This is a genomic window from Alishewanella sp. WH16-1, assembly GCF_001441695.1.
Lineage (GTDB): Bacteria > Pseudomonadota > Gammaproteobacteria > Enterobacterales > Alteromonadaceae > Alishewanella > Alishewanella agri.
This window is the reverse complement of the sequence record NZ_LCWL01000038.1, coordinates 1-16,712: the sequence shown is the minus strand read 5'-3', so window position 1 is coordinate 16,712 and position 16,712 is coordinate 1. Positions and strand designations below refer to the sequence as shown.

Annotated in this window: 13 protein-coding genes and 2 pseudogenes; 6 read left to right on the top strand and 9 right to left on the bottom strand. The window is 45.8% G+C overall.

What is annotated here, in order from left to right; translation table 11 throughout:
• Window positions 1-29 precede the first annotated feature (29 nt).
• From AAY72_RS04225 to AAY72_RS04210, 4 genes are read right to left on the bottom strand one after another with little or no spacing between them, the layout of a single operon-like run.
• Window positions 30-1,661, bottom strand: a complete 1,632-nt coding sequence (locus AAY72_RS04225; protein ID WP_057785717.1) for a TIGR03016 family PEP-CTERM system-associated outer membrane protein — start codon at window positions 1,659-1,661, stop codon at window positions 30-32.
• Window positions 1,636-2,508 (bottom strand): XrtA-associated tyrosine autokinase, encoded by an 873-nt coding sequence (locus AAY72_RS04220; RefSeq protein ID WP_057785716.1) that lies wholly within the window; start codon window positions 2,506-2,508, stop codon window positions 1,636-1,638. The genes AAY72_RS04225 and AAY72_RS04220 overlap by 26 nt, the downstream gene beginning before the upstream one ends.
• Entirely contained in the window at window positions 2,505-4,082 is a 1,578-nt protein-coding gene (locus AAY72_RS04215; RefSeq protein ID WP_008983145.1) for an XrtA system polysaccharide chain length determinant, read from the bottom strand. Before AAY72_RS04215 ends, AAY72_RS04220 begins: the two co-directional genes overlap by 4 nt.
• A gap of 48 nt (window positions 4,083-4,130) precedes the next feature.
• Entirely contained in the window at window positions 4,131-4,769 is a 639-nt protein-coding gene (locus AAY72_RS04210) for an XrtA/PEP-CTERM system exopolysaccharide export protein (RefSeq protein WP_008983144.1), read from the bottom strand.
• Between the two features lie 206 nt (window positions 4,770-4,975).
• Between AAY72_RS04210 and AAY72_RS04205 the strand changes: the two genes are divergently transcribed.
• From AAY72_RS04205 to xrtA, 3 genes are read left to right on the top strand one after another with little or no spacing between them, the layout of a single operon-like run.
• A complete protein-coding gene (locus AAY72_RS04205; protein ID WP_057785715.1) occupies window positions 4,976-6,388 on the top strand; it encodes a TIGR03013 family XrtA/PEP-CTERM system glycosyltransferase in 1,413 nt (470 codons plus the stop codon).
• Between the two features lie 2 nt (window positions 6,389-6,390).
• A complete protein-coding gene (locus AAY72_RS04200; protein WP_057785714.1) occupies window positions 6,391-7,245 on the top strand; it encodes an XrtA system polysaccharide deacetylase in 855 nt (284 codons plus the stop codon).
• A 21-nt stretch (window positions 7,246-7,266) separates the two neighbouring features.
• On the top strand, window positions 7,267-8,751 hold the full coding sequence (gene xrtA, locus AAY72_RS04195) for an exosortase A (protein WP_057785713.1): 1,485 nt from the start codon (window positions 7,267-7,269) through the stop codon (window positions 8,749-8,751).
• On the opposite strand, the gene AAY72_RS04190 is transcribed toward xrtA, so the two are convergent.
• From AAY72_RS04190 to AAY72_RS04170, 5 genes are read right to left on the bottom strand one after another with little or no spacing between them, the layout of a single operon-like run.
• Window positions 8,732-9,850 carry a glycosyltransferase gene (locus AAY72_RS04190; RefSeq protein WP_057785712.1) on the bottom strand — a complete coding sequence of 373 codons (1,119 nt, stop codon included), beginning with the start codon at window positions 9,848-9,850 and terminating at the stop codon, window positions 8,732-8,734. The two genes, xrtA and AAY72_RS04190, sit on opposite strands and share 20 nt — an antisense overlap.
• Window positions 9,847-10,794, bottom strand: coding sequence for a glycosyltransferase family 2 protein (locus AAY72_RS04185; protein ID WP_057785711.1), 948 nt, complete (start codon window positions 10,792-10,794; stop codon window positions 9,847-9,849). The genes AAY72_RS04190 and AAY72_RS04185 overlap by 4 nt, the downstream gene beginning before the upstream one ends.
• A complete protein-coding gene (locus AAY72_RS04180) occupies window positions 10,787-11,404 on the bottom strand; it encodes a DapH/DapD/GlmU-related protein (protein ID WP_057785710.1) in 618 nt (205 codons plus the stop codon). Before AAY72_RS04180 ends, AAY72_RS04185 begins: the two co-directional genes overlap by 8 nt.
• Complete coding sequence (locus tag AAY72_RS04175; protein WP_057785709.1) at window positions 11,401-12,627, bottom strand: TIGR03087 family PEP-CTERM/XrtA system glycosyltransferase; 1,227 nt, start codon at window positions 12,625-12,627, stop codon at window positions 11,401-11,403. Before AAY72_RS04175 ends, AAY72_RS04180 begins: the two co-directional genes overlap by 4 nt.
• Before the next feature lie 53 nt (window positions 12,628-12,680).
• Entirely contained in the window at window positions 12,681-14,090 is a 1,410-nt protein-coding gene (locus AAY72_RS04170; protein ID WP_057785708.1) for a DUF2264 domain-containing protein, read from the bottom strand.
• A 235-nt stretch (window positions 14,091-14,325) separates the two neighbouring features.
• Between AAY72_RS04170 and AAY72_RS04165 the strand changes: the two genes are divergently transcribed.
• From AAY72_RS04165 to AAY72_RS16665, 3 genes and pseudogenes are all read left to right on the top strand, one after another.
• Window positions 14,326-15,249 (top strand): glycosyltransferase family A protein, encoded by a 924-nt coding sequence (locus AAY72_RS04165; RefSeq protein ID WP_231728891.1) that lies wholly within the window; start codon window positions 14,326-14,328, stop codon window positions 15,247-15,249.
• A gap of 8 nt (window positions 15,250-15,257) precedes the next feature.
• Window positions 15,258-15,497 (top strand): annotated as a pseudogene (locus tag AAY72_RS17025) (hypothetical protein); the annotation flags it as partial.
• 315 nt (window positions 15,498-15,812) lie between these two features.
• A pseudogene (locus AAY72_RS16665) lies at window positions 15,813-16,712 on the top strand (hypothetical protein); the annotation flags it as partial.

Sequence of the window (16,712 nt, the reverse complement as noted above, 5' to 3'; positions counted from 1 at the left end):
GCAGCCGGATTAATTATCCGGCTGTTCCTTTAGAACTTGTAGGTGTACTCCATCCAAACCCGATTCTCGCTGTTATCGAATTCTGCGATTGAAGAGTTTCGATCGAGACGTCTGATGGTAAACCGTAGATCTGAGCGTTTAGTCAATTGCTGTTGATAACTAACAGATGCAGACAAGTTCTCGTCTTTACGATTCTCGTTACGGTAATCGATGTCATAGTAATTTACATTTGCCAGTAGCTGACTGTGTTCCGTTAACTTCCAACTCAGTTGCAGAGCCGCTCCCTGATTCGTACTAAAATCACCCGACTCGACGTAGCGTAATTCGGTGTCCGACAACGTGATTGACGCATTGAGCCGATTCTTGCTGTACGCTACTGTCAAGCTAAGATTCCGTTGTTCGACCAGCTCTTCACGTAACTCAGAGTTTGGCCCCCGCACTTGCAGTAAGGTTTCACCAAACACCGGCATATACTTGTCGGTTGGCGGCTTAAAACAACCCGATAAATCGGTACTGCCTACCGGACAGACAAAAATTCCTAAATCTTCTAACTCGCGGTCAAACTGGTTTTGCGTTCTAACGTTATCGCTAATTCGCAGCCGCATCGATAAAAAGCGCAGATCATATTTACCCTGTAAATCCCAGGTGCGGCCAAAATAGCGGCGGTCAAAAGACCCTTCCAGGCTGGTACGGCGAGTTGGTGCAATTAAAAACTGTGACGCAGCGTAAGTATCGGTTTCCTTGCGCTGACCGAAGGCTTCAGAATCACTTCGGTTCATCGTAACATTTATCCGGGAGCGTGCGCCGAACCGAAACTCCACGCCCGCACCAAAATAATCAAAGCTATTATCATACTCTCGGCCATTATCCAGCCGCTCTGAACCTGCGCGACCGATAACCGAAAATTTAGGAGCAAAGGGTACACCGACAACCAGGCCGTGTAAAAGACCGGAAACGTTGTTGTCAGTCGATCTTTCTGCACGCTGTATATTGCCATTATACTGCCAGAAAAAATTCAGCCCTCTGTCGTTAGTTCCAAACAACCAGCGGCCATCATAAGCTTCAGTACGATAGCTAAGCAGTCCATCATCGACTTCAGCGGCAGCAGAATCATAATTCCGATAGCTCAAATCCAGCTCAGTGCGGTATTTTGCCGACCTTAGATTACGAAATAACAAACCTGAACCATAACGGTTAGTTTTACTTAAATTTTCTGCACCGGTAATTTTGTCAGAGAAAATCCCCAGACGACTGTCTCTAATTTGGTAGGCTTGCGAGGCATCCAAAGACCAGATTAAACGTTCGCGAAAAAAGCTAATCTGATTATTAAAATCAAACTCGTTAAAACTGCGTTTATCCGGTTGTGCATCATTGTAGAACAAGGTTTCGTGCCGCCAGTTGATACGTGTTTTCATCGCAGCGCTTTGTCGCTGCCAGTTAATGGTGGGCGCTAACTCCCAAACTAAATCATCCGTTTTATTACTTTGCTCTGCCGTCTCTAACTGATACCCGTACACTGCACTTTTAAGGGAGGCGTCAAATAAACTTTCGGCAGCAATAGCTTGTGGACCAACCAAAGCCAACGGCAGCACCGTCATCGCCGGGCATAGCCAATATCTTTTACTGCCGAAGGTTCTAACCCGCGCCATAATAGTACCCATAACCGTATCCTTTTCCCTGATTACGATGCGCTTTATTAATCAAAAATCCCACAGCCATTTCCGGCGGTAATAACGCCACGGATTGTTCAATCTCAGCCAAGCGCGATTTGTTTTCCTCCACCACCATAACGCCCTGTCCGCACATCGTCGCCAAAACAGCGGTTTCGTTTACACCCAGCAGCGGCGGTGCATCGAAGATCACAACCCGATCGGCATAGCGATTGGCAAATTCAGCGGCAAGCCGTAACATACGGTCTGAAGCCAATAACTCGGTAGACAAATGATGAGGCGTGCCGGCAGTAACCAGCTTTAGGCGTGGCACATTGGTGTTGAGCAGAATATCGGCAACCTTTATCTCCGGATCCAGCAAGTAATCCGTTAAACCAACGGCGTGACTTACATTGAGCGTTTTGGCGACCTTTGGACGCAGTACGTCGGCGTCAACCAACAACACGGTTTTATCTTGCTCCAACGCAATACTCAAGGCCAGGTTTATCGATGAAAAGGTTTTACCTTCACCGGGCCGGGAGCTGGACACCATTATTAAATTAGGATGGTGTAAAGTCGCAGCCAACTGACCAAACGCATTAGTAATCAGTTTTCGCTTGATGACCCGGTACTCTTCGTTGATCAGCCGTCGTTGTGTACTTAACGACACAAAACCCTGCTGTTCCAGTGCTTTCAAATCGATTTCAACATAGTTTGCCGCAGAGCCCGCACCATCAGATTCGAGTAAGTTTGTGTCAAAACCCGCTGCCTGCCGGCCATTGTTTTCTGGATCAGATGAACCAATGCCTGGCGATACCTGACCGGCTTTGCGGGCTAATGCTTTTTCAATAATGCTCACCTTACTACCCTCAGTAACAACTCAGCAGAACGGCCGAAAATAATGTCATTACTCATCAAGACTATGTAGAGAGACAATAACAACAAGCTTAATGCTGAAAAATAGACAAAGTGCATCCGAACCTGTCTTAAGATCTGCGCTTTACGTGTATGAGAAATCACGCCAAACACAGGATAATTACTAATAGTGGCAAGCTGAGAGGCACGACTTAATACCGGGGAGATTAGGCTGCGTAAAAACGCCATACCGATGCCAGCACCAATACCGATGAGTAACACAACCGAATAAAGCACGCGACGGTTCGGGCCGGACGGCTCAAAAGGTACCCGCGGTGGCTCAATAATTTTGAACTGCACATCCTGCTCTGACGCGTCAGCACGTCGGGCCAGCTCAGCAGCTTCGCGGCGAGCCAGTAAGGCTTCGTACTTCGAGCGAGTAACATTGTAATCACGATTCAAACCCGAAAACTCGGCTTCGATCTCTGGTATCAGATTTAAGCGCCCTTCCAGTTCGGTTACCCGTCTTTGAAATGCGCCCACCCTAACCCGGGTCGATGCCACCTCGGTTTCGAGACGGGCTACATTAAGTTGCAATTCGTGATAGAGCGAGTTTTGCGTGGCAACGAATCCTGAACCTGAATTAGCATTACCGGCTTTTGCGAGCGCAGCAAGCTCGTTCTCACGTTGCTTTACCAAACTATCCAGCAATCTCCGGATCTCCAGTACATCGGGGTGGTTATCGGTAAAACGGATCAACGCACTATCCAGCTGTGTTTGCAACTGCCTAATCCGTTCGTCGTACTGGGTTGTAATGTTGGACGAGCTGCCATCGGCAGGGTTGATGCCTGATAACTGACCACGTGCTGCCGCAAGCCGGGTCTCCATCTCGGATAACTCAAGCTGCGCTGTCTCCAAGCGTTGCTTTTCTGCCGCTAACTGAGTGTAATAATTAGTCTCTGAGCCCGGCAGCACATTCATTCGTTGTTGCTTAAATTCCGATAACCGGTGTTCAGCTTCAGCTAAACGGCGCTCGTAGTCCGCAATCTCACGATCCAGAAACTCCTGAGCTGCTTGAGAATCTGCCCGATTAGAGCCTATCCGGTTTTCCATAAAAGTATTTAATGTCTCTTGTACCACCTTTAACGCAACCTGAGGCTGTGGGTTGGTATAACTTATTGAGTAAATATTTTCGCGACTGGTACCTGAAACTTTAATATCTTTCAACAAACGATCGATTAGCGCTTCAAACTCCTGATCGGTTTTTGTTTGTAAATCCAAATCAGCTTGACGCGCTATTTTCTGCAAGTTAGTGCGACTTAACAATGTCCTGGCCATTAAGTTAATCTCGTCGCGCTGACTGGTGTTAATAGTCAGCCCCCTTAGAATTGGCTCAAGGAAGGTACTACTTTCAACATAAAGTCTGGCACTGGCCTCATAAGTCGGCGGCATCTTATAGACATAGAACCAGCCGACCGGGCAAACCAACCAAGCGGTTATAATAATGTAGCGGCGGCGCAACCAAACACCCTGCAAATAAGTGCTTAGTAACTCTAACGCCTGCTGAATCTCTCTCATTACTCCTCCCTGAAAGATCCAAAGTTAAATGCGTAATGCCTTATCGCGTTAGAACCAGGCCTCAGGAATAATAATGATATCACCGGGCAGAATATCGACATTGGCTGTGATATTTCCATCCCGAATCAAATCATCTAACCGCACTTCATATGTTCGTTGTGAGCCATTTTGTGTTCTTACCAGTTTCGCACTGTTGCCGGCGGCGAACTCAGTTAAGCCCCCTACTGCAATCATCAAATCCAATAACGTCATATACTGGCGATAATTTACTGCCTGCGGATTGGTCGCCTGACCAATCACCCGTACTTGCTCACTATATGGACCAACAAAATTGTTAACCGATACCGTAACAACAGGGTCACGGATGTACTTAGCCAGAATCTGCTCCATATCCCGCGCTAACTGAGTCGGCGTTTTACCACTTACCGGGATATCTTCAACCAAAGAGGTAGAAATACGGCCATCAGGACGCACGATAAAGGTTCCCGACAGCTCCGGGTTACGCCAGACAAAGATCGTCAGGGTATCATCGGGGCCTATCAGATACTGGTAATTCTCAACCGTTGTGGTCAGTGAATTTTGAACGGTAGCTTTGGGTAGTGTATTGTTTTGGGCACAGCCGGTTAAGCCTAAAGCCATAATTACAGCAGCGAATACTGCATTTTTAGTTAGAGCGGCGTTGGTCATAAAACTCATCCTTTTGTCTGATGCGAAATCAATATAACCAAAAGATAGTCGTTTGGCTGCACTTTTTACATCTTTTATTTAAAAAACTGGCTAGAAATTAAGCCAGAATTCAGCTAGATTAAGGTTCGTGCGTTTGAGACTACTGCTGGTCTCTTGCTGTAAGCCCTCTGTAATAGTTGTCTGCAGTTTTGCGTCAAGGAAGTTATATGCTCAATAAAAGGAACAATCGCTTCAAAGTATCGGACACGATCCTGCTTTTTGGCGAGTTGAGCTTAATCTTACTGGCTTGCCACCTGGGCTATCTTGCTGGTATTCAATTAGGTCTGGCTCTGACCCTCAATGCCGAATGGCAACTCGGGTATGTATTTGTATTTACCTGCGGCAGTATGCTGTCATCGCTCTCCTTAGGTTTGTACGACCAAAAACTTCGTGAAACCAATACTGGAATTATAAAAAGATTAGTTTTAACACAGCTGTTTAACTTTGCATTGCTGGAATTGCTGGTCTTCAACCTGTCGCCACAAATGTCACCTGGCTGGTTAACATTGTTGCTCAGTAGTCTGTTAGCTGTAGTGCTGGTCGCTGCATTCCGGGCGCTTTTTCAGTACCACGACATTTCACAGCTTAGCCGCCGCAGGGTGTTGATATTAGGCTCAGGGGAGCGCGCTGCCATTATCGAAAAAAGAATGCGCCGCACAGTAGACCGACGCTATTTTGAGCTTGTCGGTTTTGTGCATATTCCCGGCGACAAACCAGGTTATATTCCTGACGAAAAACTTATCACTCTGGACTTCCAAAACGACCTGTTTACCTTTGCTGAAGAGAATAACATTGACCAGCTCGTTATTGCCTGCGATGAGCGACGCAATATGTTGCCGGTTGATCTGCTGTTTAAATGCAAAACTCGCGGCATCGATGTAACAGACATTCTTGACTTTATTGAGAGCGAAACCGGTCAAATTGCGGTTAATCTTATTTACCCCAGCTGGGTTATTTATTCCAACGGCTTGTCGATTAGCCAACGTTTCCGCACCAGCCTTGATTATCGGTTAAATGTTATTCTGGCTTTAATTACTTTGCTACTCGCCTGGCCGATTATGTTAATTACGGCGCTGTGCATCTATCTGGAAGACGGTCGGAAAACTGGTGCGCCTATCCTCTATCGCCAGATCCGGGTTGGTTTTGATGGTAAACCTTTTCAAATTATCAAATTCCGAAGTATGCGTCAGGACGCGGAGAAAAATGGTGCGCAATGGGCTACCACAAACGACAGCCGTGTCACCAAAGTTGGCCATTTTATTCGCAAATATCGCATCGATGAGCTACCACAGCTGTTCAACGTACTTAAGGGAGAAATGGGTTTTGTTGGCCCTAGACCTGAGCGACCAGAATTTGTTAGCCAGTTGACAAAAGATATCCCCTACTATGCGCAGCGCCATAATGTCAGACCAGGCTTAACAGGCTGGGCACAGCTAAAATATCCGTATGGTGCCTCAGCAGAGGATGCCATGGAGAAATTAAAGTTTGATTTGTACTATATTAAACATCGTAGCTTGCTACTAGATCTGACTATTCTAATCCGGACCGTTGAAATCGTTATCTTTGGTAAAGGGCGCTAATAGTGACGAAGACGCAGTTAAATCGCATTAGCGCACTCACCGTTGATGTTGAAGATTATTTCCATGTTGCTGCCTTTGAGAACAATATCAAAAGCAGCGATTGGCACAAAATGCCAGTGCGCGTTGAACGTAATACCTACCGCTTATTGGAATTATTTGAGCAACAACAAGCCCAAGCGACGTTTTTTCTATTGGGTTGGGTCGCAGAGCGCTACCCACAATTAGTAAGAGCAATCCATGCTGCTGGACATGAAGTAGCCAGCCACGGCTATAACCATACCAAAGCCACCTTACAAAGCCGCGCTGAATTTGCTACTGATATCAGAGATACCAAAAAGCTGCTTGAGGATATTATAGGTGCAGACGTTTATGGATATCGCGCACCCAGCTTTTCAATTGATAAAACCAATGAGTGGGCTTTTGCTGAGTTAAAGCAAGCGGGCTATTTATATAGCTCCAGTACTTATCCGGTAAAACATGATTTATACGGTACGCCTGACTGGCCACAACAACCTTATATGCGGCCAGAAGGGATTTGGGAATGCCCGATGCCAATCCTGAATCTGGCAGGCAAACAGTTGCCGGTTGCCGGTGGTGGCTATTTCCGGTTACTGCCCTATTGGCTAAGCAAACGTTTAATTAATCGCTATTTACTAAACAGCGCCTCGCCTTATATGTTTTATTTCCATCCGTGGGAAATTGATCCGGAACAACCACGGATAAAGGATGCCAGCGCAAAATCTAAATTCCGTCACTATGTCAATCTGGGAAAAATGGAAGCCAAGCTAACCGCCCTGTTGCAAGATTATCAATGGAATACTGTAAAGCAGGTTTTTGACCGCTATCACCAGGCTTAACCCTGAATGGAATAAAACGCTATGGAGCATGGATTGCCTGCCTCAGAACACACCAATCGCCTCACACCACCCACCATAGTCTACGCTTTAGGCACTGTGCTGCTGGGTGTTTATTTGCTGGTGTTCTGGCCATCACTGCTCAGTATGGAATCGATTTGGCGGCATTCTGAAACCTATATGCATGGCTATTTGATCGCACCTATCAGTCTATGGCTACTCTATCGTGATCGGGCGCAATTGAGTCAAATTAAACCGCAGCCCACCGTATTACCCGCTATTTTGGCACTACCTTTACTACTGGTGTGGTTATTGGCTTATAGCATCAATATCAATTTTGTCAGTCAATTTGCTGCAATAATTTATCTGCAGCTGATGTTATGGAGCTTTTTCGGACACCAGTTTTTTAAACGTTATTGGTTCCCGATTGGCTTTTTAATTTTCTTGGTCCCATTTGGAGAAGCTGCAAATCCCTTTTTGCAACAGCTAACCGCCGATTTAGTTGTGTCGATGTTGCACCTTATCAATATGCCGGTCTACCGTGATGGCCTTTATCTGTATACCGCTTCAGCGGTATTTGAGGTAGCTGTTGCCTGTTCAGGATTAAACTTCCTGCTCAGTAGTCTGGTGCTGTCTTGTTTGTTTTCATATTTACATTATCAGAAGCTTTATAAATCGCTGTTGTTTATTGTTTTTGTGATAGTTCTCTCAATTATTGCTAATGGCATCCGCGCTTTCTTGCTGGTTGTAATTGGTGAGAGTACGCAGATGGCTTATGGGTTTGGAGCTGATCATTATTACTACGGCTGGTTGGTATTTTTTATTGTGATGTTTTGCTCTTTCTGGCTTGGAGCAAAATTTGCTGATAATACCGATACTGCGGTCGCGGCTGATGTCAGTTCACGCCCAAACAATATTAGCCTGACCACATTAGCCCTGTTATTACCCTTAGTACTGGGTGTCGCCTTACGCTACTCTCTGCCTTTAACCATCATGCCAGATACTCCTGCAGCATTATTTACCCCCGCAGATGCTCAACCAGCCAACAGCAATTGGGGGATCCGCTTTAATGATGGCTTAAGCCGCGATCACTGGCAAGATGCACAAGGTATCGAGTATTTTGTAGCAACTTATGCAAACCGGCAGGATAAGGGCGATCTAATTACCTGGCACAATACGTTATTCGCTACCGACCGCTGGACGATTCGACGACTGCAGCAAACAGGTGCATTGTTTAGCAGCTATGGCAGCCTGGAACTAGTCAATGTCTCAGGACAAACACAGCGTATAGATTACTGGTACCAAATTGGTTCAGTGAAAACCACTAACCGCGTATTGGTAAAATTACTGCAACTAGCTAATTTATGGCTACAACAAGACGAGCCGGCAATACTGTTTGCGGTAGCGACCAGTGCCAGTGAAACGGTTGTTTCAGCGCAGCAACTGGTCGAAGCCCAAACAAGGCTAGCGGCTGTAGTTGCTGCGCAATCTAAACAGCGCGCGGATTAAGCATTTCAACATAGAGCTGGCAGTAAGCACGCTCCATCGCCTGTGCAGAAAAGTGTTGATAAACAAACTGGCAACCCGCCTCGGCTAATCGTAGCTTAGCGGCCGGATCATCGATTAACCTTAACCACAACGCCGTTAACGCCTTGCTATCACCATAATCTGCCAATAAACCTGTTCGCTGATGACTGATAAGTTGATCTACTCCAGGAATATTAAAGGCAGTCACACAGACCTTGGCTGCCATTGCCTCCATTAAACACCGAGGAATGCCCTCCAGGCTCGAGGTCATCACAAAACAATCAAAGGTTGGCAGCAACTGTAAGCGGTCATCCCGAAAACCAAGAAACTCGACTTTTTGCGCCACACCAAGCTTGTGTGCCAGCTCAGTTAATCGCTGTCGCTCCTCACCATCACCAATCAGTAGTAAGCGACTTTGTGGCGCCTGTTGTTGTAATAAGGCAAAAGCTTCCAGCGTTGCGCTAATATTTTTACGACTAATCAGCTGACCAATATAACCAATGGTAAAATCATCGCTAGTTTTGACAGCAGGCTGCTGCATAGCGCGTTCTATCTCAGCCAGATCCACGCCGTTATTAATCAAGCGAACCTTAGCAGGATTAACCCGGTATTGAGTTAACACGGTTTGCTGAATATCCGGCGATAACGGGCACACCCAATCAAACCAATGAAAAGCTTTACCCCCCAGCCACATATAAGCACGCAGTTTTTTATCGGTAGAATTTTCAAAACCATGTGGCGTACAAACGGAGGCAATACCCGCCCATCTGGCGGCAATTGCGCCGAGAATGTCTGATTTATAACCATGGGTATGAATGATATCAATGCGTTGCTGACGAATCAGGTCGACTAAGCCTTTGAGAGCCCGTAAATCAAATTTAGAAGACATGGCAATCCGGTGCTGTCGCGCTTCAGGTAAACCGCAGCGCTGCAATACCTCATCACAGACCCCGGGTTCCTCTGTAATGGCCAAGTGCTGTTCTACATCGGCACTAGGTGGCACCGACAACAGCGCATTTACCCACCGCTCTGCACCGTAATAGCCAGCAGGGCAAATAAACTGCAATACCCGAATTGTCATAACGCATCCTTACGAGAAAAGAAAAACCGCACGCCGGCCAGAGTACCAATGGCTCTGGCGGTAAAATATACGCTGTAAAATATCATCAGAAACATCAGATCTATGCTGTTATTTGGTAGACGATATAAACGCAGACTATACAAAATAACCGGTAACAGTAGCAGCACTACGGCAGCTGACAGCCAGGCCGGATAAAAGACACTGGCAAGCAACGCCATAAATGCAAATAGGATCCAAAACGGCAACAGGATACTGGGCCATTCGCGAAGCGGGATAGCTCGTCCATGCAAGGACTTAAGATTATACTCAGAACGCCAGATCTCTTTGCGAAAGGTTTGATTTAGCGTTTGATCCTCTCCCAAGTGCACATAACTGCTTTGCGAGGTGTAATATAACTCACCCAGATGACTTAGCTTGTCGGTATAGTAATAGTCTTCACAAGTTTGTAAGTGCTCTGGAAAGCCCCCGACCTGCAGGTGATGAGCTCTGGATAACAGGAGATTCCGCCCAGGTAAAAAATTCACCGCGCAGTCTACAACGGCATTACTCAACGTTGTGCGCAACTGCTCAACCTTTGAGGGATGAGCACTATTTTGCTGCATGGCGCTTACCAGTACTCTGCCGGGTTGCTGCAACAGTGTTAAACAGGTTGTCAACCATTCAGGCGCCAACTGAATATCGGCATCTAAAAATGCCAGGTAGTTCCCTTTGCCCTGAGCTGCACCAAAATTGCGTTGCTCTGAAATAGTCTTTGCCTCAGGCCGGTAAAAAATGCTGACTTTAGGATCGGCCGCCAAGGCTAAAGGCGAGGTATTTTTGGTTACAATAATAATCTGGCCAACGGACGCGGCGGCCGACTGCGCCAGGATTGACTTGATTGTGGCCTCCAACAACTCCGGACGCCCCATATGCGGGATAACAAAGTCTACCAACTGTTCAGCCATGGACGGTACTCTCGGCATTCCGCTGTAAATCCGCAACCTGCCGCACAATGCGAGCCGGATTGCCAACCACTACCACACCCGGAGGTACATCCTCGGTGACCACGGCCCCTGCCCCCACTATACTGCCATCACCAATCGACGCCATCACAATGGCACCATTGCCAAGCCAGCAATTTTGGCCAATGCTGATTTTTTCAAATCGTCCGCCCTGGTCTTTATAGGCTTTGGTTGGATCAGTAATATTATGTTGGTTCTTACCACTGAGAACATGCACACCACTACCCAGTAAAGTGTCTGCACCAATGCGACACAGACCAATGTTGCACTGTGGACCAATATAAACGCCATCCGCCAGCTCCGTCCCCTGTTGCGAGAACAAGGCACCAAAGCCAATATAACAATTAGAACCACAATACTGCATCAGTAACCGGTATACCGCTACCCGCAAATAACTACCAAGCTTACCTGGTACTAAAGACAACAACTGCGCACAACCGGCAAATAAACTGTCTTTCTGACTGAATGGTCGTAACAACAGATAACCGATTAATAACGGTAAGGCCAACAACGTCATAAACCCAAGTAACAGAGATTTGATTAAGGTTTTCATGATTGACCTTGTTGCGCAGTTAAACTGGCAGCGAGCGGGGCTAATACCCCTTGCCAGCTATAGTGTTGTTGAATAAGTTGTAACGCTGCAGCAGATAATTGTTGCCTTAACGCCGCTTCCGCCAATAAACGCGTAATAGCAGCAATAAACTGTGCCGGATCCGACGCCAGTAATAAGTGCTCACCATCCTCACAAGCAATGCCTTCAGCGCCCAGTGGTGTCGTCACGATCGGCAGGCCACAGGCCATGGCTTGTAAAATTTTATTCTGCACCCCACGAGCTAAGCGAAATGGCCCAACAAAGATATCTGCCTGGTGATAGTACGGCAGAATATCTACCACATAACCGGTTACTACCACACCTGGCTGCTTAGCCAATTGCTGTATGCGTTTACTGGGGTTCATTCCGGCAATATAAAATGTTGCCGCCGGATACTGTTGCCTGAGCTGCGGCCACATCGCCTCGACAAACCAGAGCACCGCATCTTCATTCGGTAAATAATCCATCACACCGGTAAACAAAAACACTGGTGCAGCGGCAACCTGGGACGCTTCCTTCACTGGTCCGGGATAAAACGCCTTAGTATCCAGACCGTTGGCCAACACGGCAACTTTGGAGGTCTCTGCCAGCTGACAGCTAAAGAGGCTGACTTCGTTAGCGGAAATAAAGAAACTTTGATCAAAAGTATGATAGATCTGTTGCTCCAGTTTCGCGACTAACCGCGCCTCACGCTGATAAACCCAGTTCATCGGCCAGCGAGCCTTGGCACTGTACTGTTGCCATTTATCGGAGTCCAAATCCATAAAATCCATTAATAATCGCGGCCGGAATGTCGCTGACAGTGGTTGGATGGCTTTCTCTGCATAAATGGCTACGGCCGAACTGGTTGCTAAGACCGCATCAGGTGCCTGCTGTTGCAGGCTTTGAGTAATTAACCGCTGTAACGCCCTACTGTAAAAATACGAAGCGGAAATAGCCTGCCCCATCAGCAAGGCTCGGACCTTGCGCCACCCTCCCGACGCCAGTGGCGCAGTATAGACCCGAATCGAGAGCTTTGCGGCAAGTTGGCGGGCAAACTCAACATCGGCGGCATCCTCGGCCGGTGCAAACACTGTAAGCGAATGCCCTCGTGCAACTAAATAGCTAAGCTGATGAAATGTCCTGATTTTCTCACCCTTATCTGCCGGGTAAGGTACCCGGTGGGCAATGACTACAATATCCATAATTTTCCATTTTTTTATGTAACACCAGCTGTTCAGTCAGGTAAAACATGACTTTACCTACAGAAAAAATCATCGCTTACGTATTCATCTCTACCATATTTAATATGAAGGTTATCAGGCCTTAAAGGTCGCCTTAGTACAAATTGCAGAAACTGCCTGACAAAGCCAAGGCGCGAGATATTCTGGTTAGATTGACGGTTCTGAAAAACAGGAACCCGCTTAAGTTTAACCTGCTTAGATTCTTTATTACCAATCAGCCTGAATTCAGGGCCATTTATCACGATGTCATAGTCAGTTTTCTCTATTGGAAGTGGTTCAGGCGTGCACATCCAGAAAAAAGAATCAGATTTATTTAAAAGCGCAATGGTTAAGGAGCGAACGCCCCAAAGCGCACTGCCGCGACCACTATAATTTTCAAGTAAGTCAGGCTGGTTGCCATAGTAACCTTGCGTTAAACTCCCGCCCTGTAATGCATCGTTTTTAATAAAGTGCGACCATGTGACTTCAAGTGCTCTTCTTGCGCTTTCCGCATTTTCTCCATTAATAAGCACATTTACTATAAGTGGTACTGGCAATGCTGTTCTGTAACTGAGACTACGTCCAAAAATTGGAAAACCTTCTGTTGAGAAGAAATACAGATATGACTCGGAGAATTCACTCACAGCGGCTTTAATAAAAGCGGTATCGTGTTCAGGCATAAATTTATTAAACCAAAACAAAAAGTAATAAAACTGCCATGCATTATAAAAATCTGGAATTCCTCCTTTACCATCTCCAAACCAACCATTACCAACATGAAAACTTTTGAATTCTTCGTACGCTTTAACCATATTTTCTAGGTAATGAGAATCATCATCCGACAGAACGCAATTTATAATCAAAGGAAATAAACACCAATTACCGCCATAAAGTTTTACGTTATTGATCTGGGCGAGCCAGATTCTGATATTTTGATGTTCTTGCTCTGTAAACATTTCAGAGTAAAGCGTTTTTAAAAGCTGATATGTAACTGCAATATCACCAGCTTCAACAGCTTTCTGGTCAAAATCCTGAATTCCCCCCCAGTATGCCGGATGCTTTGGATCGGTGCCTGTTATCAAAACAAGCTTTAAATATTCATCTAATTTAAAAATTTTACCTGTAGACAGTATAATTTGTTGATCTCTTCCGGCATAAAGCCAACTGGCTAAAAGTGGGGCACACCTTGCAAAGCCCTCCACTCCCTCAACAAATCGACCACGAGAACCCGGTATACCGGGATAATCGACCGTGGACGTGCCCTTGAGATGGTATGCGTCAATCCCTTCAACAAAATAATGAAAAAGCGCTTTAAAGTCTTGCTCAACAAGAGAATCTTTGGAGAAAACCTGCTTAATCTGATGATCAATATTATCGAATCTGGTATCAATTTTTACCCGTTCATTCCAGCCAGATACTGGCAAGATTTTTTTTAAGAGCTTCATCAAGATATTCGTTATAAGCCAAAGGAAATTCAGAGCGCTAAAATATCAAATTAACAAACGATTTTGTAATAATTTCACTTAAGTTCTAAAAACTTTCAGCATTAGTTAACTCTGCAAAGTTCTTGTTGAACCCCTCTCTACGGCAAGGTAAACTTCAATGAGAGTGACCAGCGATTTTTGACTATAATAACGTGTCAAAATCTCTAAAGTGCCTTTCAAAAAACGTGATGGATAGATGGAACTAATGATCTCAACGGATGATTCAGCAACACAATCTCCCGAAACCACTCAGCAAGCAGGCTACTCTGTAGTTGCATTTGCTTACAATGAAGAACGCACTATCGGCGCTACCCTCAGCAGCATACTAAAAAATGCTGACTCACAGTTAAAACATATTGCAGTGATTGCCAACGGCTGTACCGACCACACCTATCAGATTGCAAAAGCGGTATTAGAGCAACAGTCACCATGTAGCTTTGAGGTGGTGACTCTGGCATTGGGTGATAAATGTAACGCCTGGAATCAGTATGTTTATCAATATTTACCTGAATGCGCAGTACATTTTTTCGTAGACAGTGATGTTACCTTTACCGAACAGGCTTTTGGTAAGTTATTTCAACAGCTTCAAACCTCAGAACGAATTGCGGTAACGGGGTTGCCCCAAAGCGGACGTAACCTGGCACAATATACTGAATTAGCGACCCGTTACTCCTGCATGTTTGGCAATTTGTATGGCTTAAAACACGACTTTTTAGTCCGGTTAAAACAAAAGCACATTAGATTACCAGCCGGCTTAAGCTGGATTGACTCTCAACTTACCAAACTCATTAATCATAACCTTAGCGCTGATAAATCTGAGTACACCCACCAAGTCACTTTTCTGGAGGGGGTTGGCTTTACTTTCGATAGTTTAAAACCCTGGCGTCGGCATGACATTAGACTCTATTTAAACAGGATCACCCGCTATAAGGTGGGCCAACTTCAGGAGCGCTACCTTGATCCGCTGCCTTTTGTAGCATGGCCCGCAACCATGAATGATATTAATGCAAGCATTTTAGAACAGGATCTTACCCTGAAAAACTTGGGGAAAATGGTCATTTTTTTACCAAAAATAAAGCAACGCCTAGCCAAAAACGTTCAGCTTAAAAACGAGGCGTAAACAACGTCATGGCGGCTGAGCACAACACTGTAACCAACCCTCATACACAAACCGAGACGTTAAAGTCTCTGTCCGTTACTATTTTCCTAAAAGAAACCGCCGGCCTTAACCGCCAACAAGAGCCAGTTACCACAGGCGTTCCTTTTGCTGCAGGCATATGTCCGGCTAATACTTTATTTAGCTTATGGGATGATAAGCTGCAACTGCCACTAAACGCAGAGCCCACGCTTTATTGGCCGGATGGAAGTATTCGCTGGCTCTTAATCAACAGCCGGGTTGATATTGCAGCGAATACTGAAAAACAACTGCAGTTACGCTTAAATGATGCTGCTGCCGTTTCAGAACAAAACCCCGTTAGTTGTCAAAAGAAGGCGGGTTCTTTGGTTATTGAGACAGCAGAACGCATTTACCAATTTAGGCCAAATGCCATAAGCATTAGCTCTTCAGCTACACCAGATGTATCTTTAAAACTTCAATTTGAGCTTAATGATAGACAAAACAACATCACTGCTTTCGACCTGGAAGACTGGCAAATCCTAAGATCGGACAATACGAAAACCTTAGTGCAAACTAAGGGCACAGGCTTACTGACAACAGAAAATGCCATCGCCAATATCAAGCTTACGGTTACGATTTATCATGCCGATGGTCTGATACAATTGAAAACTACCCTGCATAATCCGCGACGGTCAGCACATATAGGCGGACTATGGGATTTAGGCGATTCTGGCTCATTGCATTTTAATCGCTTTAGCCTGGTGCTAACTGCACCCAGTCTTAAGAAAAGTTATATTATCCCTGATTGTTTGACGGAGCCTGGTGAACGCTTTGAACTGCAATCAGTCTTTTTGCATCAGGATTCTAGCGGTGGTGAAAACTGGCATAGCGCTAACCATGTAAACAAAGATGGTGTTATAACTACCAGCTTTCAGGGTTATCAACTGTCTTCTGAGAATGCCCTACTCAAAAAAGGGCGGCGTGCCAATCCGCTGTTTAGCTTTTGGCATGGTGAGCATCCGCTACAAATAAGTGTTCCCGAATTCTGGCAAAACTTCCCCAACGCACTGGAAGCTAGCCCAACTCAGCTGCGCTGCGATCTGTTTGCGCAACTGGCTAATGGTCTTGCCCACGAACTACAGGGTGGCGAGCGTAAAACCCGCTCCCTGTGGCTAAGCTATAGTGAGCAAGCGAATACGCTGGCCTGGAGTTATGCCCCCTTGGTACCACAACTTGATGCAGAATATCTGGCACAAAGTCAGGCCATGCCTTGGTTGACCACAGAGCGGGGCGATCCTTTGGCCGTTTTAATTCAGCAAGGATTGAATGGAGAGAATAATTTTTATCGCAAGCGTGAGCAAATAGACGAATACGGCTGGCGTAATTTCGGTGATATTTTTGCCGACCATGAAACCCTGTATCAGGGTACCGAACAACCACGCTACATTTCACACTATAACAATCAG